The sequence below is a fragment of the Nonomuraea sp. NPDC051298 genome (assembly GCF_055586305.1).
In genome coordinates, this window is sequence record NZ_JBVJIM010000001.1 from 911,502 (window position 1) to 932,773 (window position 21,272).

Annotated in this window: 19 protein-coding genes; 12 read left to right on the top strand and 7 right to left on the bottom strand. The window is 71.4% G+C overall.

Translation table 11 applies throughout. From position 1 onward, the window contains the following. The first annotated feature begins 3 nt into the window (after positions 1-3). The 3 genes from ACZ6S0_RS04440 to ACZ6S0_RS04450 all read left to right on the top strand — a co-directional run bounded on the left by ACZ6S0_RS04440 (position 4) and on the right by ACZ6S0_RS04450 (position 3,756). Entirely contained in the window at positions 4-1,464 is a 1,461-nt protein-coding gene (locus tag ACZ6S0_RS04440) for a flavin-containing monooxygenase (RefSeq protein ID WP_465913157.1), read from the top strand. Positions 1,465-1,559: 95 nt separating this feature from the next. Beyond that, positions 1,560-2,588 (top strand): dipeptidase, encoded by a 1,029-nt coding sequence (locus tag ACZ6S0_RS04445; RefSeq protein ID WP_465913158.1) that lies wholly within the window; start codon positions 1,560-1,562, stop codon positions 2,586-2,588. Positions 2,589-2,658: 70 nt separating this feature from the next. Then, positions 2,659-3,756, top strand: a complete 1,098-nt coding sequence (locus ACZ6S0_RS04450) for a M20 family metallopeptidase (protein WP_465913159.1) — start codon at positions 2,659-2,661, stop codon at positions 3,754-3,756. Between the two features lie 483 nt (positions 3,757-4,239). On the opposite strand, the gene ACZ6S0_RS04455 is transcribed toward ACZ6S0_RS04450, so the two are convergent. Next, a complete protein-coding gene (locus tag ACZ6S0_RS04455; protein WP_465913160.1) occupies positions 4,240-4,635 on the bottom strand; it encodes an SSI family serine proteinase inhibitor in 396 nt (131 codons plus the stop codon). A 929-nt stretch (positions 4,636-5,564) separates the two neighbouring features. Between ACZ6S0_RS04455 and ACZ6S0_RS04460 the strand changes: the two genes are divergently transcribed. The 4 genes from ACZ6S0_RS04460 (at position 5,565) to ACZ6S0_RS04475 (ending at position 9,634) form a co-directional block, all read left to right on the top strand. Continuing rightward, a complete protein-coding gene (locus ACZ6S0_RS04460) occupies positions 5,565-7,001 on the top strand; it encodes an Nramp family divalent metal transporter (protein WP_465913161.1) in 1,437 nt (478 codons plus the stop codon). 22 nt (positions 7,002-7,023) lie between these two features. Further along, entirely contained in the window at positions 7,024-7,371 is a 348-nt protein-coding gene (locus tag ACZ6S0_RS04465; protein WP_465913162.1) for a VOC family protein, read from the top strand. A gap of 73 nt (positions 7,372-7,444) precedes the next feature. Further along, complete coding sequence (locus ACZ6S0_RS04470; protein WP_465913163.1) at positions 7,445-8,413, top strand: helix-turn-helix transcriptional regulator; 969 nt, start codon at positions 7,445-7,447, stop codon at positions 8,411-8,413. A gap of 99 nt (positions 8,414-8,512) precedes the next feature. Further along, positions 8,513-9,634 (top strand): C45 family autoproteolytic acyltransferase/hydolase, encoded by a 1,122-nt coding sequence (locus ACZ6S0_RS04475; RefSeq protein WP_465913164.1) that lies wholly within the window; start codon positions 8,513-8,515, stop codon positions 9,632-9,634. On the opposite strand, the gene ACZ6S0_RS04480 is transcribed toward ACZ6S0_RS04475, so the two are convergent. From ACZ6S0_RS04480 to ACZ6S0_RS04490, 3 genes are read right to left on the bottom strand one after another with little or no spacing between them, the layout of a single operon-like run. Next, positions 9,595-11,103: an AMP-binding protein gene (locus ACZ6S0_RS04480; RefSeq protein ID WP_465913165.1), complete on the bottom strand. Its 1,509-nt coding sequence runs from the start codon at positions 11,101-11,103 to the stop codon at positions 9,595-9,597. The genes ACZ6S0_RS04475 and ACZ6S0_RS04480 overlap by 40 nt on opposite strands. Beyond that, positions 11,103-12,146, bottom strand: a complete 1,044-nt coding sequence (locus ACZ6S0_RS04485; RefSeq protein ID WP_465913166.1) for an acyl-CoA dehydrogenase family protein — start codon at positions 12,144-12,146, stop codon at positions 11,103-11,105. The genes ACZ6S0_RS04480 and ACZ6S0_RS04485 overlap by 1 nt, the downstream gene beginning before the upstream one ends. Continuing rightward, positions 12,143-13,309 (bottom strand): acyl-CoA dehydrogenase family protein, encoded by a 1,167-nt coding sequence (locus ACZ6S0_RS04490; protein ID WP_465913167.1) that lies wholly within the window; start codon positions 13,307-13,309, stop codon positions 12,143-12,145. The genes ACZ6S0_RS04485 and ACZ6S0_RS04490 overlap by 4 nt, the downstream gene beginning before the upstream one ends. A gap of 146 nt (positions 13,310-13,455) precedes the next feature. Here ACZ6S0_RS04490 and ACZ6S0_RS04495 point away from each other — a divergent pair, with 146 nt between their 5' ends. The 3 genes from ACZ6S0_RS04495 to ACZ6S0_RS04505 all read left to right on the top strand — a co-directional run bounded on the left by ACZ6S0_RS04495 (position 13,456) and on the right by ACZ6S0_RS04505 (position 16,621). After that, positions 13,456-14,793: a sensor histidine kinase gene (locus ACZ6S0_RS04495; protein WP_465913168.1), complete on the top strand. Its 1,338-nt coding sequence runs from the start codon at positions 13,456-13,458 to the stop codon at positions 14,791-14,793. A gap of 169 nt (positions 14,794-14,962) precedes the next feature. Beyond that, on the top strand, positions 14,963-15,562 hold the full coding sequence (locus ACZ6S0_RS04500; protein ID WP_344875312.1) for a TetR/AcrR family transcriptional regulator: 600 nt from the start codon (positions 14,963-14,965) through the stop codon (positions 15,560-15,562). Positions 15,563-15,628: 66 nt separating this feature from the next. Then, entirely contained in the window at positions 15,629-16,621 is a 993-nt protein-coding gene (locus ACZ6S0_RS04505) for an AurF N-oxygenase family protein (protein WP_465913169.1), read from the top strand. On the opposite strand, the gene ACZ6S0_RS04510 is transcribed toward ACZ6S0_RS04505, so the two are convergent. Beyond that, positions 16,578-17,348, bottom strand: coding sequence for a class I SAM-dependent methyltransferase (locus ACZ6S0_RS04510; protein ID WP_465913170.1), 771 nt, complete (start codon positions 17,346-17,348; stop codon positions 16,578-16,580). The genes ACZ6S0_RS04505 and ACZ6S0_RS04510 overlap by 44 nt on opposite strands. 51 nt (positions 17,349-17,399) lie before the next feature. Between ACZ6S0_RS04510 and ACZ6S0_RS04515 the strand changes: the two genes are divergently transcribed. Then, on the top strand, positions 17,400-18,077 hold the full coding sequence (locus ACZ6S0_RS04515; RefSeq protein ID WP_465913171.1) for a copper resistance CopC family protein: 678 nt from the start codon (positions 17,400-17,402) through the stop codon (positions 18,075-18,077). Further along, on the top strand, positions 18,074-19,120 hold the full coding sequence (locus ACZ6S0_RS04520) for a copper resistance D family protein (RefSeq protein WP_465913172.1): 1,047 nt from the start codon (positions 18,074-18,076) through the stop codon (positions 19,118-19,120). Before ACZ6S0_RS04515 ends, ACZ6S0_RS04520 begins: the two co-directional genes overlap by 4 nt. 27 nt (positions 19,121-19,147) lie before the next feature. On the opposite strand, the gene ACZ6S0_RS04525 is transcribed toward ACZ6S0_RS04520, so the two are convergent. Together ACZ6S0_RS04525 and ACZ6S0_RS04530 are read right to left on the bottom strand one after the other, a co-directional pair. Continuing rightward, positions 19,148-20,341 (bottom strand): hypothetical protein, encoded by a 1,194-nt coding sequence (locus tag ACZ6S0_RS04525; protein WP_465913173.1) that lies wholly within the window; start codon positions 20,339-20,341, stop codon positions 19,148-19,150. A 17-nt stretch (positions 20,342-20,358) separates the two neighbouring features. Further along, positions 20,359-21,180: a class I SAM-dependent methyltransferase gene (locus ACZ6S0_RS04530; RefSeq protein WP_465913174.1), complete on the bottom strand. Its 822-nt coding sequence runs from the start codon at positions 21,178-21,180 to the stop codon at positions 20,359-20,361. Positions 21,181-21,272: the final 92 nt, after the last annotated feature.

Genomic DNA, 21,272 nt, shown 5'->3' on the forward strand with positions numbered 1-21,272 from the left:
GGCATGGCACCAAGCGTCGCGATCGTCGGGGCGGGGTTCGGCGGGCTGTGCATGGCGATCCGGCTCGAACGCGCCGGGATCCGGTCGTACACCGTCTTCGAGAAGGCGGACGACCTCGGGGGCACGTGGCGTGACAACAGCTATCCAGGGGCGGGGTGTGACATCCCCTCCCATCTGTACTCGTACTCGTTCGAGAGGTACGCGAGCTGGACGAGGCGTTATCCCGAGCAACCCGAGATCTTGGGTTATCTCAAGCACTGCGCTGAGAAGTACGACGTGAAAGGGAAGATCAGGTTCCGTACGGAAGTGCGGCGGGCGGTCTTCGACGGGGCGAAGTGGCAGGTCACCACCGCCTCCCCCGACGGCGGCGGCGAGGCGCGCACGGAGGCGTTCGACGTGGTCGTCATGGGGGTCGGCCAGCTCAACCGGCCCAGCCTGCCGGACATCCCGGGCATGGCGGAGTTCGAGGGGGTCTCGTTCCATTCGGCCCGCTGGAACCACGGTCACGACCTCACCGGCAGGCGCGTCGCCGTGATCGGGAACGGCTCGTCGGCGGCCCAGCTCATCCCGCGCGTCGCGGAGCGGGCCGAGCACCTGTACGTCTTCCAGCGCACGCCCAACTGGGTCATCCCCAAGGCGGACGCCGCGTTCGGGCCGCCGGCCAGGCTCGCGTTCCGGTTCGTTCCCGGGCTGCAGCGGGCCTACCGCGAGTGGCTCTTCCGCTACGCCGAGGGCGCGCTCCATCCGGCGCTCGCCCGCGGGTGGAGCGAGGGGCTGCTGAGGCAGCGGGCGCTGCGGCACCTGCGCGACCAGGTGCCCGACCCCGAGCTGCGCGCCAGGCTCACGCCCCGCTATCCGCCCGGCTGCAAGAGGGTCGTCATCGACAGCGCCTTCTACCCGGCGCTGACCAGGCCGAACGTGTCACTGGTGACAGACCGGATCACGCGGGTCACGGCGAAGGGGATCGAGACCGACGGGGGCTCGTACGAGGTCGGCACGATCGTCTGCGCCACCGGCTTCAGGAGCACCGAGTTCCTGGTCCCGATGGAGGTGGTGGGGCTCGGGGGGCGTTCGCTGCGGGAGCGGTGGAAGGACGGCGCGGAGGCGTACCTGGGCATCTCGGTGCCGGGGTTCCCGAACCTCTTCCTGCTGTACGGGCCCAACACCAACCTCGGGCACAACTCGATCGTGTTCATGATCGAGTGCCAGGTGAACCACGTCATGTCCTGCCTGCCGTACCTGGCAGGAGCCGGGCCGATCGAGGTGCGTCCCGAGGTGATGGCGGCCTGGCGCGGGCGGCTGGACGCGTCGATGGCCGGGATGGTGTGGGGCGCGGGCTGCCGGAGCTGGTACAAGACGGCCGACGGCCGCGTGACGAACAACTGGCCGGGGCCCGCGACGCTCTACCGCAGGCTCACGGCCCTGCCACCCGGCCCGGCCTACCGGGCCATCGGATCCGGGTAGGACCGGCCGCCCGCCGCATCCGACCCCGGTCGTACGGAAAAGATCGGACCCAGGACGCATTGGAGCAGGTCCTGGCCTCGCGATAACGTCCAGGCATGACGCATCCCCTGCACCGGCGCGCGATCGTGGCCGACACCCACAACGATCTGCTCATGGCGGTCGCCGCGCGCCCGCCGCGGCAGTGGGGCACGTTCTTCCGGGAGAGATGGCTGCCGCAGTTGCTCGACGGGGGCGTCGATCTGCAGGTGCTGCCCGTCTTCATCGACGATCAGCACCTGCCCGAGGGCGCGCTGCGGCAGACGTTGCGCATGATCGAGTGCGCGCACGTGCTGGCCGAGGCGAACGCCGACCGCGTACGGATCTGTCTCGACGCCGGCGACATCGACCGGGCGCTCGACGACGGCAGGATCGCGCTGGTGCTGGCGCTGGAGAGCATGCCGGGCCTCGACACCAACGTCGAGCTGATCCCGACCATGCACCGGCTGGGCGTGCGGGTGGCCTCCCTCGCCCACTTCGGCCGCACCCCGCTGGCCGACGGCAGCGGCGAAGACGCCACCGGCAGCGGGCTCACCTCCCACGGCGTGGCCGCGCTGCGCGAGATGGAGCGGCTCGGCATCGTGTTCGACGTCTCCCACCTGGGCGCCTCCGGCGTCGCGCACGTGCTCGAGCTGGCCACCAGGCCCGTCATGGCCACCCATTCGGCCGCCCGCGCCCTGCGTGACCACCACCGCAACCTCACCGACGACCAGCTCCGCGGCGTGGCCGCCACCGGGGGCGTGATCTGCGTCAACTTCTTCGCCCCTTTCCTGGCCGAGCGGCAGGCGGACATGACGCTCGATCGCCTGCTCGACCACATCGAGCACATCGTCTCGGTCGCGGGCGTCGACCACGTGGGCCTCGGCCCCGACTTCATCCGCGAGGTCATGGCCGAGCTGACGCCGCCGTGCTGCGAAGACGTTCACACCAGGGGCGTCGATCCCAGGCAGGCCGTGCCGGGGCTGGAGGGGCCCGCCGGGCTGCCCCTGGTGACCGAAGGGCTGCTGGCCCGGGGGCTGCCCGAGAAACACGTCATGCAGATCATCGGCGGCAATGTGCACCGCTTCTTCGGGGAGTTGCTGGCGTGACCGTTCTTCGTTCGTCGGCGGGAACCATTCCTCTTGGAGGGCTCGCGTCTCTTCTTGGAGGGCTCGCGTCATGACCCACGACGGCAGCGTTCAGGCGACTGACCGCATGCTCGGCGACCTCGAGGAGCTGGTGCTGTGCGAGTCCTTCTCCAGTGACCTGGAGGCCGTCGCCCGCAGCGCGAAGGTGGTGGCCGCGGTGGGGGCCCGCCACCTCGGCACCGGGCCGGAGTTCCTGGTGATCGACGGCGTCACGCACCTGCGCTGGTCGTTCGGCGTCCCCAAGGTGCTGCTGCTCGGGCACCACGACACCGTCTGGCCGATCGGCACCCTCGCCACGCATCCGTGGTCCGTGGTCGACGGGGTGGCGCGGGGGCCGGGGGTGTTCGACATGAAGGCCGGGCTGGTGCAGACGTTCCACGCGCTGGCGGGGCTCGACTCCCTCGACGGCGTCACGCTGCTGGTCACCGGCGACGAGGAGGTGGGCTCGCTCACCTCGGCGCGGCTGATCCGGGAGACCGCACGCGGGCCGGCCGCCGCCTTCGTCATGGAGGCCAGCGCCGACGGCGGGGCGCTGAAGACCGGCCGCAAGGGCACCTCGCTCTACACGGTCAACGTGCACGGCAAGGCCGCGCACGCGGGGCTGGAGCCGGAGAAGGGGGCCAACGCCGGGATCGAGCTGGCTCACCAGATCCTGGCCGTCGCCGCCATCGGGGCGGGCGCGACCACCGTCACGCCGACGGTCCTGTCGGGTGGCTCGACGCTCAACACGGTGCCCGCGATGGCGTCCGTGGGGGTCGACGTACGGGTGGCCGAGCTGGCCGAGCAGGAACGGGTCGACGCGGCGATGCACGCGCTGCGCCCGGTCGTGCCGGGCACCCGCCTGGAGATCCTGGGCGGGCCCAACCGGCCGCCGCTGGAGACGTCCATGTCGGCCCGCCTCTTCGAGCTGGCGCAGGAGCTGGCGGCGGGGCTCGGGCTGGGGCCGCTGACGTCGGCCTCGGTGGGCGGGGCCTCCGACGGCAACTTCACGGCCGGGGTCGGCTGCCCGACACTCGACGGCCTGGGGGCCGTGGGGGGTGGGGCGCATGCGGACCACGAGCACGTCATCGTGTCCGAGCTGCCGGGCCGCACGGCTCTGCTACGCGCACTGATCGAGGCGGTCCGGTAGCCGAGGGCGTTGGCGGGGAGCCGTGGCGGGGAGCGCTCGCGGGTAAAGCACGCCTGCCCGGCCTGGGGACAGGGCCGGGCAGGCGTGAGCGAGCGTGCCCTGCTCGGGGAAGGGGGAAGAGCGGGGCAGGCAGGGTGTCGCGCCGTTGCTGGTCGGCGCCCGCTGGGCGGCGGTCCGCGCTCGGCGGGCGACACGCGGGGGCGGCGGTCAGCGCCCAATGGGCGGCACTCGGCGGGCGGCGGACGGCGTGCTGGGTGGCATGCGGTGGGTGGCGGGCGGCGGACAGCGCGCTGGGTGGCACGCGGTGGGTGGCGGGTAGTGATCAGCGCGCTGGGCGACGGGTAGTGGGTTGGCGAGCGGGGTCAGCGCACTGGGCAGCAGGTGGTGGGTTGGCGAGCGAGGGTCAGCACGCTGGACGGCAGGTTGTGGCTTGGTGAGCGGGGTCAGCGCACTGGGTGACAGGTGGTGAGTTGGTGAGCGGGATCAGATGACGGGGCCGAGTTTGCGGTCCAGTGCGCAGCGGTTGACGAACTCGGCGACGTACGACACCGGCCGGTCGTACCAGTGGCCGTGCACCCTCACGTCCACCGGGTCGTGGATCAGCGGGCACGGTCCGGGATTGACGTTCAGGGCCTCGACGTCCCCGTCCACCCTGCGCAGCACGGCGCACGCCTCGCGCGGGCGTGGGTGGACGCCGCCGTCCGGGTCGCACGTCAAGCGCATCGCGTACGCCCCGCCCGCCTGGGGAGTGACGGTGATGATGAGCACCGCTCCCGCCGCGGCATTGGCGGGCAGCGCGGTGAACGGCAGGGCGAGGGCCGCGGCCGTGCACACTCCGAGCGCGACCAGCCTGCGGGCGGCGGTCAAGACGAGCGGCATGAGAACCTCCCTGGTCAGCGGGCATTCCGGGGCCGGAACGCGCACTCACCATGACTACAGGTAGTGAATCTCTCGCCACCATGAGTGGCGCTGCCAGCTCATGGTGATCGCGAAGATACGGAGAGGTGTCCATGCAGGTCATGGACCTGTGTGACGGGCTCCGGCAACGGCGAGTGTGGATAAAGGCACGGGGAGCCAGTAAAGGCACGGGGAGCCAGACGGCCGGGGCAGCAGCTGGAACTGACCGACCAGCGCAACCGCCGCACACCAGGCGACTGACCGACCAGCGCAACCGCCGCACACCAGGCGACTGACCGACCGGCGCGGCCCTGCACCCCCGCGGAGGCAGAAGACCAATGACCGGCGCGGCCCTCTGCACCCCCAGAGGCAGGAGACCGACCGAACTGGCGCGGCCCCCTGCACCCCAGAGGGAGAAGAAACTGACCGGCGCGGCCCTGCACCCCCGGAGGCAGAGGACCACTGACCGGCACGGCCCCCTGCGCCCCCGGAGGGAGAAGACACTGACCGACGCGGCCCTGCGCCCTCTGGAGGCAGAGGGCCGACCGAACCGGCGCGGCTGGGTCTGCGTCTCCGGGAGGTTGGAGGACTGGCTGACCGGCGCAGGGCCGGGTGCCCTCCCTGGGAGGCAGGGGACTGGCCGACCTGGGAGGCGGGAGGAGTGGCCGACCTGGGAGGCGGGAGGGCTGGCTGGGCGGCGCGGGCCTGTGCCTTTGGGAGGTTGGAGGAGGGGCCGGCCGGCGCGAGCGTGTCCTCTCCCCGGGAGGGGAGTTGATGGCCGACGCGTTGCTCGTTGATCGACAGAGGGTTTGACGGGCATGGGATTGAGGACTGGTGGTTGACCGGCTATTCCACCGGCATTTCGGGTCTCTGTAATGTGGCGGAAAGGAAAGCCGAACAAGGAGATCCGCATGGCGGAGTTCACCCCCACCGTTCCTGCGCGAGTCCTACCGTCCGTCGCCGTCCGCGACCTTCCAGAACCGCCCCGATCGACCTGGCGCATCGTCGGCCCCGGCCTGGTCGGCGCCGGTGTCGGGCTGGCGTCGGGCGAGTTCATCCTCTGGCCGTACATCGCCTCACAGGTCGGCCTGATCTTCATCTGGGGCGCCGCGATCGGCATCATCACCCAGTGGTTCCTGAACATGGAGATCGAGCGTTACACGCTGGCCACCGGCGAGACGGCGCTGACCGGGTTCAGCCGCATGTGGAAACACTGGGGTCTGGTCTTCGTCGTGATGACGCTGTGCTCGAACCTCTGGCCGGGCTGGGTGACCACGTCCGCCACGATGGTGACGTACCTGACCGGCTCCGGCCAGGGCTCCGTACGGTGGATCGCGATCGGCATGCTGATCGTGATCGCGCTCGGCCTGACGCTGGCCCCGGTGATCTACACCGTCCTGGAACGGGTGATCTTCGTGAAGATCGCCCTCGTGGCGGCGCTGGTGGTGGTCGCGATCCTGGTCGCGATCAGCGCCGAGAGCTGGGCGGAGCTGGGCAAGGGCCTGACCGTGAATGCCGGGTTCCCGGTGCCGCCGCTCGACTTCGCGGTGCTGATGGGCGCCATCGCGTACGCCGGAGCGGGCGGCGGCCAGAACCTGTGCCAGAGCAACTGGATCCGCGACAAGGGCTTCGGCATGGGCCAGTACGTGCCGCGCCTGGTCAGCCCGGTCACCGGTCACGAGGAGGCGGTCTCGTCGACCGGCTTCCAGTTCGCGCCGACCAAGGAGAACCTGGCGCGGTGGCGGCAGTGGTGGCGCTTCGCGAACGTCGAGCAGGCGTGGACGTTCGCCATGGTGTCGTTCGTGACGATCGCGCTCATGTCGATGCTGGCCTATTCGACGGTGTTCGGCCGCCCTGGGCTGGAGAACAGCATCGCGTTCCTGGAGGCCGAGGGGCGGGTGCTGCAGGACACGGTCGGCACCTGGTTCGGGCTGCTGTTCTGGGTGATCGGGGCACTGGCCCTGTTCGCGTCGGCCATGGGGATCGTCGACTACACCTCGCGGCTGGCCTCCGACACGATCAAGACGGTCTACCTGCGCGACAAGCCGGTCTCGGTGAACCGCGTCTACTTCTTCGTGGTGTGGGCGATGGCGCTGGTCGGCACCGGGATCCTGCTGGCGGGCCTGGACCAGCCGCTCATCCTGCTGGTGTTCTCGGCGTGCTTCGCGGCCGTGATGATGTTCGTGTACTCGATCCTGCTGATCATCCTCAACCGGCGGTCGCTGCCGGAGGCCATCAGGGTGCGCTCGTACCGGCTGGGGGCGCTGATCTGGTCGGTGGCGTTCTTCGGCACGCTGACCGTGATCGTCGTCATTCAGCAGGCTCAGAAGTTGTTCGGCGTATCGTGAACGGGTGATCAACGGAGCCCATGTGATCATTTTCAGCCGGGACGCGGAGGCCGACCAAGCCTTCCTTCGTGACGTGCTCGGCTGCCCGAACGTCGACGCGGGAGGCGGCCGGCTGATCTTCAAGCTGCCTCCCGCGGAGGTCGCCGTGCATCCCACGGACGGCGCGGACATCCACGAGCTCTACCTGATGTGCGACGACATCGACCGCACCATGGCCGAGTTGCGGGAGCGGGGCGTGGAGTTCGCCGCGCCGGTGAGCGAGCAGCCCTGGGGCGCGCTGACCGCGCTCAACCTGCCGGGCGGCGGACGCCTGGCCCTGTACGAGCCCCGCCACGAGACCGCGTACGACCTCCCCGAGGACCTCCCCTGACAGGCGGGAACGGCCGCGGGCCGGTCATCAACGCGGAAGCGGACCTGCCGCGTTAACAGGCACAATGATGGGCATGCTGGACACCTCGGCCCGCCTGCTCAAGCTGCTGTCCCTGCTCCAGGCGCACCGCGACTGGTCGGGGCCCGAGCTGTCGAGCCGGCTCGGTGTCTCGACCAGGACGATCCGCAACGACGTCGAACGCCTGCGCTCGCTCGGCTACCCGGTGCACGCCACGCCGGGCGTCGCGGGCGGCTACCGGCTGGGCGCCGGGGCCGCGCTGCCGCCGCTGCTGCTCGACGACGAGGAGGCCGTGGCCGTCGCGGTGGGCCTCGGCCGCGCGGCCGGAGGCGGCGTGGAGGGCATCGAGGAGTCCTCGGTACGCGCCCTGGCCAAGCTGGAGCAGGTGCTCCCGTCACGGCTGCGGCGGCGGGTGAGCGCGCTCAACACCTACACGGTCCAGATCCCCGGCGAGGCGCCCGCGGTCCCTCCCGACGTGCTGACCACGATCGCGAACGCGGCCCGCGACCACGAGCGCCTGCGCTTCGACTACACCGCCCACGAGGGCGAGCGGAGCAGGCGCGACGTGGAGCCGTACCGGCTGGTGCACCGGCGCGGGCGCTGGTACCTGGTCGGCTACGACCTCGATCGGAACGACTGGCGCATGTTCCGGGTGGACCGGATGAGCCCGCGCACCCCGGCGGGTCCCCGGTTCACCCCGCGCGACCTGCCCGGCGACGGCGACGTGGCCGCGTACGTGGAGCGGGCCGTCAGCACCGCCATGTGGCGTTACCGCGCGAGGGTGCTGCTGCACGCCCCGGCCGAGCAGATCCGGGCACTGCCGCTGAGCCTGGAGGTCGAGCCGGTGGACGAGCACACCTGCCTGGCCCATCTGGGCGGCGACGACCTGAACGGGATGGCGGTGTGGATCGGGTTCATCGGCGTGGACTTCGAGGTGCTCGACCCGCCCGAGCTGGCCGAGCACGTGCTGCGGCTGTCGGAGCGCTACCGCCGGGCAGCGGGACGATCAGAAGGCGGCCGGTAAGAGCGTCGTCAGCGGCCGGTAAGAGCCGGTCAGAGCGTCACCCGCGGCCGGTCAGCGGCCGGTAAGAGCCCGGTCAGCGCCCCCGGCCAGGCTCGGGGCATGAAGAACATGACGCACGTGGCCGGCGGCAAGGCCGACTTCCAGCTCGTCACCCATCTCACCCTCTCCGGCAGCCAGTACGAGATCGGCAGGGCACTCGCGCAGGAGGCCCGTCGCCTGGGCTGGGCGCCCACCCAGGGCGACCCGGTCGTGAACCGGGCCCGCCGGACCTGGTTCGAACGGCACTGGCCGCAGCACCACGCCCGCATGGACGGCGCCGCGCAGGCCCTCGGCCTCGACCCCGACCAGGACGAGCTGGCCCTCGACGGCCTGAACTTCGTCCCCACCGGCTACGGCTGCTCCGCGATGTGGATCCCCCCGTCGGCCGCCGCCGACGGCCACGGCCGGGTGGGCCGGAACTACGACTTCTTCCCCACCACCACCAGCGAGATCATGGGCGGCGAGCCCCAGCCGGGCGAGCTGCCCATGGCCGCCCGCCCCTACGTGATCACGACGGTGCCCGACGAGGGCCTCGCCGCCACGGTGATCACGATGTCGGCCCTCGACGGCTGCATGGACGGCATCAACTCCGCCGGACTGGCCGTCACGCTGCTGGTGGCCGACTTCGAGAGCGCCGCGCCGCCGGAGGACATGTCGCCGCAGGTCGGGCTGGACAGCGTGCAACTGCCCCGCTTCCTGGTCGACACCTGCGAGAACGTGGAGCAGGCCAAGCAGGCGCTGCTGGGCGCCAAGCAGTACGACTTCGGCATGCCCCTGCACTACCTGGTGGCCGACGCGAACGGGCAGGCGTTCGTGTGGGAGCGGGGCAGGGACGGCAAGGAGCACGTCATCGAGTTCGGCGACGGCCCGCTCTGCGTCACCAACCATCTGCTGCACCGCCACCGCGACCCGATGAACCTGCCGGAGGACACCCCGGGCAGCTTCGCCTCCTACTCCCGGCTGCGCACGCTGTACGAGCGCAGCAAGGGCGTGACGATGTCGTCCCAGGACGTACGCGACAGCCTGCGCGCCGTCCGGCAGCCCGAGGAGGCGGCGGTGCCGTTCCGCACGTTGTGGAGCACGGTCTTCGACACCGCCGATCGCACCCTGTCCACCCGCTTCTACCTGGGCGACGGCGGACGTTACAGCGAGGAGCTGGTGTTCCCCGCCTCCGCCAGGTAGTCCTGGCGGACCTTCGAACGCGACAGCTTGCCGGTCGGGGTACGCGGCAGCGCGGCCCGGTACTCGATCAGCTTCGGCCGTTTGAACCTGGCGATGCGCGGTTCGCAGTGCTCCAGCAGCTCGGCGGTGAGCCCGGGGCCGGGCGTGACGCCCTCGGCGGGCTGCACGAGGGCGACCACGCTGTGGCCCCACTCCGCGTCGGGCGCCCCTATCACCGCCACGTCGGCCACGGCGGGGTGCTCCAGCAGGGCGGCCTCGATCTCGGCGGGGTAGATGTTCACCCCGCCGGAGACGATCAGGTCGGTGCGCCGGTCGCACAGGAACAGGTAGCCGTCCTCGTCGAGGAAGCCGATGTCGCCCGGCGTGTACCACTCCCCCATCATGCTGGCGGCCGTCTTGCCGGGGTCCTTGCGGTACTCGAAGGTACCCAGGCTCGACTTGACGTAGATCGTTCCTGGCTCGCCCGGCGGCAGCTCCGCGCCGGACTCGTCGCAGATCCTGGCCTCGAACGTGGGCGCGGGCCGGCCGACGGTGCCCGGCCTGGCCAGCCAGTCGTGCGGCTTGACGGCGAAGGCGATCGTGGACTCGGTGGAGCCGTAGTACTCGTACAGCACCGGGCCCCACCACTCCATGATCTGCCGCTTGACCGCGACCGGGCAGGCGGCGGCGGTGTGGATGACCTGGCGCAGGCTGGAGACGTCGTACTTGGCCCGGACGTCCGGCGGGAGCTGCAGCATCCGGTGGAACATGGTCGGCACCATCATCGCGTTGGACACCCGGTGGCGCTCGATCAGCTCCAGGATGTTCACCGGGTCGAACCTGGGCGTGATCACCACCGTGTGACCGAGGTGCAGCGCGAACTGGACGTGCGCGCACGGCGCCGAGTGGTACATCGGCGAGGTCACCAGGTGGATCTCGTCGCCCGGCCTGAGGTCGACGACCTCGCCGACGAACCACGCGTGCAGCGGCACGATCGCCTCGGGCTCGGCCCCGGCCAGCGGACGCTGCACGCCCTTGGGGAAGCCGGTGGTGCCGGAGGTGTACCACATGACGGCGCCCGCCGTACGGTCGGCGGGGGCGTGCGCGGGTTGCCCGGCCGCCAGCCCGGCGGTGCCGACCTCCCCTCCCGGCACGGTGTGCCCGGCGTCGGTGACGACCACTTCCGCGTCGCAGTCGTCGAGGATGTACGCCACCTCGGAGGGCGTCAGATGCCAGTTGATCGGCACGTAGTAGAGGCCGATCTGCCCGGTCGCCATGACCATGACCAGGGCGTCGATGCCGTTGGGCAGCACGCCCGCGACGACGGCCCCGGTGCCGAGCCCGCGGGCGCGCAGCCCGTGGGAGACCTGGTTGACGCGGGCGAGCAGGTCGCCGTACGCCGTGCGGGTGCCGTCGGTGTCGATCACGGCCAGACGGCCGGGGTCGGCGGCGGCGATCGCGTAGAAGCCCGGTAGTCCGCTGATGTCCATCACAGCTCCAGCAGTCGCGCGAGTCGGGCACGGTGGATCCGCGGCGGGCCCAGCAGCACCTCGTCGGCCTTGGCCCGCTTGTAGAACAGGTGGGCGTCGTGCTCCCACGTGTAGCCGATGCCGCCGTACAGCAGCAGGTGGTCGCGGCAGACCTCGAAGCAGGCGCGGCCCACGTACGCCTGGGCGAGCGCGGCGGCCTCGGGCAGCTCGGCGGGCGACTCGTCGGCGGCCCAGGCGGCGTACCTGACGATGGACTCGGCCTGTTCGAGCTTGCCGTGCATGTCGGCGAGCTTGTGCTTGACGCCCTGGTAGGAGCCGATGTAGCGGCCGAAGGCGACACGGATCTTGGCGTAGGCCACGATGGCGTCGAGGGCGGCCCGCATGACGCCGAGCTGCTCGGCGGCCAGCGCCACGCAGAGCCGCTCGCCGACGCCGGTCTCGGACAGAGGGCCGAGCAGCCGGGCGGGCGCGCGGTCGAGCACCACCTCGGCCTGGCCGCGGGTGAGGTCGAGCGTCTCCAGCGCCGTACGGGTCACGCCGGGCCCGGACAGCTCGACGGCCGCCAGGCGCACGCCGTCACCGGTGCGCGCGGGCACGACCAGCACGTCGGCGTCCATGCCGGACAGCACCTGGGCGAGGCGGCCGCTGACGCCCGTGCCGTCGTGGGCGACCTCGGTCCTGTCGAACGTGGCCGCGACGCGGCCCTCGGCGATGCCGGCCATCAGCTCCTTGTCGAGCACAATGGCAGGCACCGGGGCCGGCGTGGTCAGCGCGATCGCCGCGAACGCGGTGGCCAGGAAGGGGCCGGGCAGCAGGGCCGCGCCGGTCTCCTCCAGGGCGACCGCCAGCTCGGACAGGCCCGCTCCCGCGCCGCCGTACTCCTCGGGGACGATCAGCCCGGACAGGCCCAGCTCGCCGTTGAGGCGGGCGTACACCTGCGGGTCGTAGCCCTCGCGGGCCTTGGGCAGGGGCGAGGCGGCGCTCAGGAAGGCGCGTACGGCCTCGCGCAGCTCCCGCTGTTCCCGGCTGAGTACGAGCTTCACGCCTGCGTCCCCACCTTCAGGTCCTTGAACGGCACGGTCTTGTCCACGCGCGGCTCCGGCGGCAGGCCGAGCACGCGGTCGCCGATGATGTTGCGCATGATCTCGTTGGTGCCGCCGCCCAGCGCCAGGCCGGGGGCCGTGGAGATCGCGCGGGCGAGCGGATGCCCGGCCAGCCCCGCCTCGGGTCCGACGAGCCGGGTGGCCAGGTCGGCCTGGAACAGGGTCAGCTCGGCCAGCAGCAGCTTGGCGGCGCTGCCCCGCGCGCCGGGGAAGAGCCCGGCCCTGGTCTCCTGGGCCAGCCGCTCGTTGAACAGCTCCAGCGCCCTGCTGCGGAGGTGCAGCTCGACGAGCTGGTCGCGGACCAGCGGGTCGCCGGTGTCGACGACCTGGCGCAGCGCCTCCAGCGAGGCCGGGTTCTCCCGCTGCCCGCTCATGCCGACGCCCGCCGAGATCGACAGCCGCTCGTGCAGCAGCGTCGTGACGGCCACGCTCCAGCCGTCGTTCACCTCGCCCACGCGGTGCTCGTCGGGGACGGTCACGTCGTCGAAGAAGACCTCGTTGAAGTTGGCCCTGCCGGACATGTCCTTCAGCGGCCTGACCGTGACGCCGGGGTGGTGCATGTCGACCACGAACATGGTCAGCCCCTTGTGCTTGGGCGCCTCCACGTCGGTACGGGCCAGCAGCAGCCCCCAGTCGGCGTGCTGGGCGACCGAGGTCCACACCTTCTGGCCGTTGACGACCCAGTGGTCGCCGTCGCGCACGGCCCCGGTCTGCAGGCCGGCGACGTCGCTGCCGGCGCCGGGCTCGGAGAAGAGCTGGCACCAGATCTCCTCGCCGCGCAGCAGCGGCCGCAGGAACCGTTCGCGCTGGGCGTCGGTGCCCCGCTCGGCGATGGTGGGCCCGGTCATGCCGAGGCCGATCGAGAAGACGTAGATGGGGAGGGTGTGGTCGCGGGCCTCCTCGGCGAACACGCGCTCCTCCGCCTGGGTCAGCCCCTGCCCGCCCCACTGTTTCGGCCACGTGATGCCGGAGTAGCCGGCGTCGTGGAGCCGGGCCATGAAGTCCTTGGCGTGGGCGATCCCGCCGGCCTCCGGGTGGTCGTCGGACGGAGCGTGCTCCCGCAGCCAGGCCCTGGCCGCACGTCGATAATCCGCAAGGTTCACATCGACTCCTCGGCATCAGTGTTCACTTACTCTAATCAGGTCGCCGCAGCCCGCATAGGGCAGCGAACTGGCGGGCTTTAGCCTGCTTTGTCAGGGAATCTCCGCTGATTCGGGGAGAGAGCACCCCGTGTGGTCACCTGATTAGCGTGATCACACGGGTGGGCCGTTCCCTGCGCGCGCGGCTGGCGCTGCTGGCCAGCGTCGGCATGGCGATCCTCTGCCTCACCTCCTCCGGCCTGCTGCTGTGGTCGGCACGCAGCACGATCATGGACATCCGTACGCGGGAGATCATCGGTTCCGCCCTCCGCCTCGCCCATCGGATCCAGGACCACCGCCTGCCCCCTGAGGTGAGCATGGAACTGAACGGCATGCAGGTGGTGGACGCGCACGGCCGGGTGGTCTCCTCGACCCCGAACCTGACCAGGTCGCCGCGCCTGAGCCGCCTGGTCCCCGCCCCCGACCAGGTGAGCAGCACCGGGAGGCTCTGCGGGCGTCCGGAGTTCGAGGGCGAGTGCCAGACGGTGGTCTCCTTCCGGGTGGACATGACGGACGGCGACTGGTTCGTCTACGCCTTCGACCCGGAACCGCCCTGGTACATCGACCCCGCCGCGATCGCCATCCTCGCCGGGACGTCCATGGGGCTGGTGGCGCTGACCTGGTTCGGCGTCTCCCGCGTGGTGGCCAAGACACTGGCACCCGTGAACCGCATCACCGAGCGCCTGGCCGAGATCACCGCGAGCGACATCAAACTGCGGGTGCCCGTGCCCGAGAACGCCGACGAGATCAGGGCGCTGGCCCAGACCGCGAACCAGACGCTCGCCCGCCTGGAGGAGGCGCTGGAGCAGCAGCGCCGCTTCGCCTCCGACGCCTCCCACGACCTGCGCAGCCCGATCACCGCCATGCGCGCCGAGTTGGAGGAGGCGCTGATCACCCCCGGCGAGACCGACTGGCGCGAGGCCGGGAGCAAGCTGCTGAGCAGCCTCGACCGGCTCCAGAACATCGTCTCCGACCTGCTCACGCTGGCCCGGCTCGACGCGGGCGAGCCCGGCCGGCCCGAGCCGGTGGACCTGGCCGAACTCGTCGCATCCGAGACCACCCGGCCGCGCTCCAAGACGGTCATCACCTCGCTCCAGCCCGGCGTGGTGGTCAGTGGCGACCGGCTCAGGCTGGCCCGCCTGCTGACGAACCTGCTGGACAACGCCGAACGGCACGCCGAGAACACGATCGCGGTGACCGTGCGGCGCGACCATGACGCGGTGCTGGAGGTGCTCGACGACGGGGCCGGCATCGCGCCCGCGTACCGCGAGGCCGTCTTCAGGCGTTTCACCAGGCTGGACGCGGCGCGTAACCGCGACGCCGGCGGCACCGGGCTCGGCCTGTCGATCGCCCGCGAGATCGCCGCCTTCCATCAGGGCACGTTGCGGATCGAGGACTCCAAGACTGGCGCCCGTTTCGTCCTACGGATGCCGGTAAGGGAAGAGTGAGGCGGATTTCCTGACCCCCACCGACAGGCATCGGTGCCTGCGGTTACCATGATCAACGTGACTGTCGGTGAACGAGAGAATCTGACCGTGCCCGGACCCCCTCCGCCGGGACAGCCGGTGCCCGTTTTGTCCTACAAATACTAGTGATCAGAAATTAGAGTTACCCGCTGTGACAACTGGTTTCAGCCGATTACGGCGCGAGGACTTGCTGAAGACGGCCTGCGAGGTGATCGCGGAGCAGGGATTCGGCCACACCAGGACCCTGGACATCGCCAGGGCCGCCGGGGTGAGCCAGGCGCTGCTCTTCTACCACTTCGAGACCAAGGAGCGGCTGCTCGCGCAGGCCTTCGGCTACGCCGCCCGCCTGCACCTCAACGCGCTCGCCACCGTGGAGCGCTCCTCGGGCACGCCGCTGGAGCGCCTGCGCTCCCTGCTGCGGCTCTGCTCCCCCGCGATCCCCACCGAGGGCTGGCGGCTGTGGATCGACGCCTGGTCGGAGGCGATGCGCAGCAGCGAGCTGGAGGAGACCTCGCGGCGGATCGACGCCAGGGGCCGCACGCTGATGCGCGGGATCATCGAGGCCGGGGTCGACTGCGGCGAGTTCGCGTGCGCCGATCCCGACGGGACGACGTGGCGGCTGTTCGCGCTCATCGACGGGCTGGCCGTGCAGACGCACGCGCACCCCAAGGTGTTGTCACGGCGCAAGGTCAACACGCTGATCCGTACGGCGGCGGCGATCGAGCTGGGGGTGCCCGCGGAAAAGCTGTGACCCTGCCCTTCCCAGCGCTATTGGATGCTTCGTACAATTGCTGGGCGAGGGAGAGGAGCGCACGCGATGACATCCGCACCGAGCCCCGCCGCCGCCGCCGGTGAGCACGACGGGCGGGTCGCGAGCAGGAGCGCGTACCGGGCGGTCATCGAACGCCTCTCGAAGGCGTCGGTGGACAAGCACTGGGAGCCCTACCGCGACATCCCGTGGGACGACCCCGAGTTCCTCGTGGACCCCGTCGACCCGCGCTGGGAGCTGCCCGAGATCGACCGGCTGGGCGGCCACCCCTGGTACCGCGGCCGCTCGCCCGAGGTCCGCGCGCGGATCGGGCTGTGGCGGGTGGCCACGGCCATGAAGATCGGGCTGCAGTTCGAGAACCTGCTCAAGCGCGGCCTGCTCAACTACGCCTACCGGCTCCCGAACGGCTCCCCGGAGTTCCGGTACGTCTACCACGAGACCATCGAAGAGGGACATCACGGGATGATGTTCCAGGAGTTCGTGAACCGTACGGGGATGCCGATCCGCGGCATGCCCGGCCCCCTGTCACTGATCGCCCAGGTGGCGCCCTGGATCCCGCTGGTCTCGACCGAGCTGTTCTTCGTGTTCGTCCTGGGCGGCGAGGACCCGATCGACCACGTCCAGCGCAAGTTCCTCAAGGAGGGCCGGGTGCACCACCCGCTGGAGGAGACGATCATGCGCATCCACGTCGCGGAGGAGGCCAGGCACCTCTCCTTCGCCCGGCACTACCTCCGTGACCGGGTGCCGCGCATGCCCGCGTACCGGCGGCTCGTGCTGGGCCTGATCGCGCCCGTCATCCTCGGCGTGATGGCCCGGATCATGCTCGCGCCACCCGGCCCGATGATCCGGCGCTTCCGCATCCCCGCGAACGTGGTGGCCGAGGTCTACCTGCTCGACCCCGCCGCCAGGCGCGACCTGCGCGACTCGGTGGGCAGGACGCGCGAGCTGTGCGCGGAGATCGGGCTGGTCAACCGGCTCACCCGGCGGCTGTGGAAGATCATGGGGATCTGGGCGGACGTCGCGCCGTCAGCACCTCGGTGACCGACACCAGCTCCCACGTGCCCGTGGGGTTGAGCGCGAGCAACTCCCGCCTGGCCGCCTCGGTGAAGGCGGGCAGCCGGTCGCCGAGGCGGGCGGGCGCGGTGTAGGAGTAGGAGAGCTGCAGGCCGATCACGGCCTCCAGCCCGTACGTGTGGCGCTGCTCGTAGCGGACCCGGTCGAGGACGCCGAACGCCGAGCCGGCCAGCACCTCCTCGTGGTGCACGCCGGTGGCCTGGTAGGTGTTGGCCGCGGTGAAGGTGTTGACCTCGAACTCGTCGCGTACCCGCCGCATGGCGGGCTCCCACGGCTCCTCCGCCACGCGGCGCGGCGGGCCCACCAGCGCGACCACGCCGCCGGGCGGCAGCAGCCCGTCCAGCTCCGCCAGCACCGCCCGCCGGTCCATCCAGTGGAACGACCTGCCCATGACGACGTGCCCGAACTCCGGCAGCTCGCGCAGCGTCCCCGAGTCGCCCCGCAGCCAGCGGATGTTCGCCGCCCGCCCGGCCAGGCGGCGGCCCTCGGCCAGCATCTCCGCCTCCGGGTCGACGGCCAGCACCTCGCGCACCCGCGCCGCCAGCGGGATCGCCACCGTCCCCGGCCCGCAGCCCAGGTCGAGGACCACGCCGTCCGCGCCGAACGTCGCCGCCAGGTGCTCGATCGCCGGGTCGGCGTACCGCGTGCGGTATTTGGCGTAGTAGGGCGCCGCGCCGCCGAACAGGTCCTTCATGGGTGGGACCATATACGGGTTCGAGAGTTGTTCGATGGAAGGTTCTGATCTGTGAGGCGGCTACTCACGGTCCTGCTGCTCGCCTGCGCCGCGGCGGGGGTGATGTGCTCCCCTGCCCAGGCGCACAACGTGCTGATCGGCAGCGACCCCGCCGAAGGAGCCACGCTGACGGCCTCGCCCGCGCAGGTGACGCTCGTCTTCGACCAGGCGGTGCGCCAGGGGTACGCGCAGGTGGGCGTGACGGGGGCCGACGGGTCCTCGTACGCCGACGGGAGCGCCGTGGTGGCGGCCGAGCGGGTGTCGGTGAAGGTGAAGCCGCTGCCCGCCGGGGGGTCGTACGTGGTGGGCTACCGGATCCTGTCGTCCGACGGGCACCCGGTCACCGGGAAGATCGGCTTCCGGCTGGCCGCCGGTGCGTCCGAAGTCACTGGCGAGGTCACGGGCGAGGTCACTGGCGGGACGGCGGCGGGCGGCTCCAGCGCGGAGGCCGCCGAGGCCGCCGCCAACGGCGGGGCCGGGATGGCCGTGGTGTGGATCGTGGGGGCGCTGCTGGTCCTGGCGGCGGGCACCGCCGTCGCCCTCCGCCGCTCGACGACCGCCCCCGCCTCCGCCCTCGCCTCCGCCCCCTCAGCCGCCTCTCCCTCCGCCTCCTCCGCCTCCTCCGCCGTCGTGGCCGAGGGTGCGGCCGAGGGTGCGGGCTCAGGTCCCGCCGAGGAGAGGCGCGCGTGAGCGTCGCCGCTCCCTCACTCCCCCGGGAACGGCAGGAGCCGCGACCCGGCGGCGGGCGGCTCGTGGCGGGCGCGTTCGGGGTGTGCGCGGTCGTCGCCGCCGTGGCCGCGAGTTCCCTCACCGCCCAGGAGTCCGTGCCCGGCATCCCGATGCCCGGGGCGGTCGTCTCGATCGGGCTCCCCGTCGTCCGGGTGCTGCTCGACCTGGCCGCCGTGGCCGTGGTCGGGCTCAGCCTGCTGCCCAAGCTGCTCGGCTTCGACGCGCCCGAGCGTACCGAGCCGGTCATGCGCAAGGTGCGCCCACTGGCCGTGGTCGCCGCCTGGGTGTGGGCGGTCTGCGCGCTGCTCACGATCGTCTTCCAGACCGCCGAGCTGAACCCCGGCGCCGTGCCCACGTTCGGAATGATCGCCGGTTACGTCGAGACCGTCGGCACCGGGCAGGGGCTGCTGTTCAGCGCGGCCTGCGCGCTGGCGGCGGCCGGGATCGGGCTGATGGCGGTGCGGTTCGGCGAGAAGGTTCCGGCCGAGCTGCGGGTGATCGTGGCGCTGTTCGGGCTGCTGCCGATCCCGGTCACCGGGCACGCGGTGAACTCCGTCTGGCACGACCCGATCATGATCTCCATGGAGATCCACGTCATGGGCGCCGCGGCGTGGACCGGCGGGCTGCTGGCCACGGTGGTCTTCCTGGCCCCGCACCGCGACCTGCTGGCCCTGGCGCTGCCGAGGTTCTCCAGGATCGCCACCGTGTGCCTGCTGCTGGTGGCGCTGTCGGGGCTCGTCACGGGGCTGGGCACGATGGCGCTCACGCCCGGCGTGAGGCTGCCCGACGCGATCGTGACCAGCCACTACGGGGTGCTGATCGTGGTGAAGGCCGCGCTGGTGGCGCTGCTGGTGCCGCCGGCGGCCCACATCCGGTTCCGGTTGCTGCCCGCCGTCCGCGCGGGGCGGGCCACCGCCCTGGTGGGCTGGGCGGCGGCCGAGGTGGGCGTGATGGGGCTGGCGTACGGCGTGGCGGTGGCGATCACCCGCGCCTCGATCGCCTGAGCCCCTCCTGGGGGCGGCGCGGGGTGGTCAGGGGGTGGCGGGGGCCGTCACGGGCGGCATGGTGGGTTCGGCCGTTCTGGGCCGGAGCCGCCGCCTGCCCACGAGCAACTCGATCGCCAGCCAGGCGGCGAGCAGCCCGAGCCCGGCCCACCCGGCCGACGACGTGGCCAGGGGAGGCGCCCCGAGCAGCCCCTCCTGGCCCTTGATCGCGCCGTACACCGGGCCCATGACCGCGCTCTGCGCCGCCAGCGTCGCGTAGGCCGCGGCCGTGACGACCGCCGCGCCGAGCACCGCTCGCAGCAGCGGCCTCCGTACCAGGAAGGCCAGGTCGACCAGCAGCCCGGCGACCACCAGGAAGAACGGCACCGCGGACGGCGGGAACCCGGTGAAGGTCAGCAGCGGCCAGATCGCCGCCCTGAACCCCACGTAACCGGCGGCGACGAGCGTGGCCGCGCCGAACCTGCCGATCAGCAGCCTGGCCGCCACCAGCACCGACAGCCCGGCGACCACGGCGTAGACCGGGTAGAGGAAGTCGGGCACGGGCAGGGTGAACCCGGCCATCATGACCCGGTCGATCGGGCGTCCCATCTGGTCAGCCGCGAACTGGAGCAGGATCTGCTCGGCGTAGGTGGCGTGGTTGTCCCAGGCGCCGAGGGACAGGATGCCGTACTCCTGGTGCTGTTCGGGGAAGTGCACGTTCTCCAGGAAGAACGCCAGGAACGCCCCCAGCACCACCACCCGCTCCCGGCCAGGAGGCGCGCCCATGAACCAGCCGCGGACCACACCCGCGATCATGAAGAACGTTCCGACGTAGAGCATGATGTGGGACGGGCTCCACGAGGTGATGTCGAGCCCGTTGACGCGGTGGTTGATCAGGTCGAGCGGCACCGCGACGAGGAAGATGCCGGTGCCCCACTGGATGAGCCGCAGCGCGGCCTTGTCGACGCCGTAGCCGGTGTAGCCGTGGATCACGGTCAGGGCGACGGCGAGCGCCGTACCGGCGGAGTTGAGCAGGTGCGGCGGGGCCAGGTCGTCGCGCAGCCACATGAAGTGCCACGATACGTCCCAGGCCGAGCCGAGCACCTTGAGCGTGAACGCCGCCAGCCAGCCGAAGTAGAGCACCCTGAACAGGTCTTGCGGCGTCTCGCGGCCCGCCTCACCGCGGGTCCAGTAGGGCAGGGCCCACGCGGCGGCCTTCTTGAACGATGCTGGAGCCTTCACGGCAGAGAATCTTACGGTCATCGCCCTGCCGCGGGATTCCCCCGATCACCTGCCGCGGCTCGGAGGGAGAACATGAGGGGGATCCTGGGTTCGTCGCCGGGCTTGCGGTAGGTCCTGCTGTCCGACTCGACGAGCGTGGCGAAGCGGCGGAACAACGTGTGCTCGTGCTCGTGCAGGAACTCCACGCGCAGCCCGGCCGCCGTGACCGCGCTGACGATCTCACCGAGGCCGTGCCGGAACTCCACGGAGGTCTGGTGTTCGAGCACCTCGGAGCCGGTGTAGGTGTACGGGTAGTCCCAGACGTGCGGGCCGCGCTCGAAGTAGTCGTAGGTGATCTTGGTGCCGGTCTCGTCGTCGAGCGTCTCAGCGAACGGGTGAAACTCGGCGACATAGAGGAACCCGCCCGGTTTGAGCAGGGCGGCCACCGTCTCGGCCCAGCGGGTGAGGTCGGGCAGCCAGACCAGGGCCCCGATGCCCGTGTAGACGATGTCGTACGTCTCACCGAGCGCCTCGGGCGCGTCATAGACGTCGGCCGTCACGAACCTCGCCGGAATACCGCACTCCGCCGCGATCCTCCTCGCGTGCCCGATGGCGGCCTCGGAGAAGTCGAGCCCGGTCACCTGGGCGCCGAGCCGCGCCCAGGACAGCGTGTCGAGTCCGAAGTGGCACTGCAGATGCACCAGGCTGCGACCGGACACCTCGCCCACCTCGTCGAGCTCGAACGGGCGCAGCGCGTTCCTGCCCGCCTTGAACCCCTCGACGTCGTAGAAGTCGCTGGTGACGTGGATGGGGACGCGGGCGTTCCAGTTGGCCCTGTTGACCTGCAGGTAGTCGTTCATGAGCATGATCGTAGGCAGGCGGGGGCGACCCGCGCACGGGTATTTCCCCGGCGTCCCCGGGCGCCGGGTGCCCAGCGGGGGCGCAGGCGTGG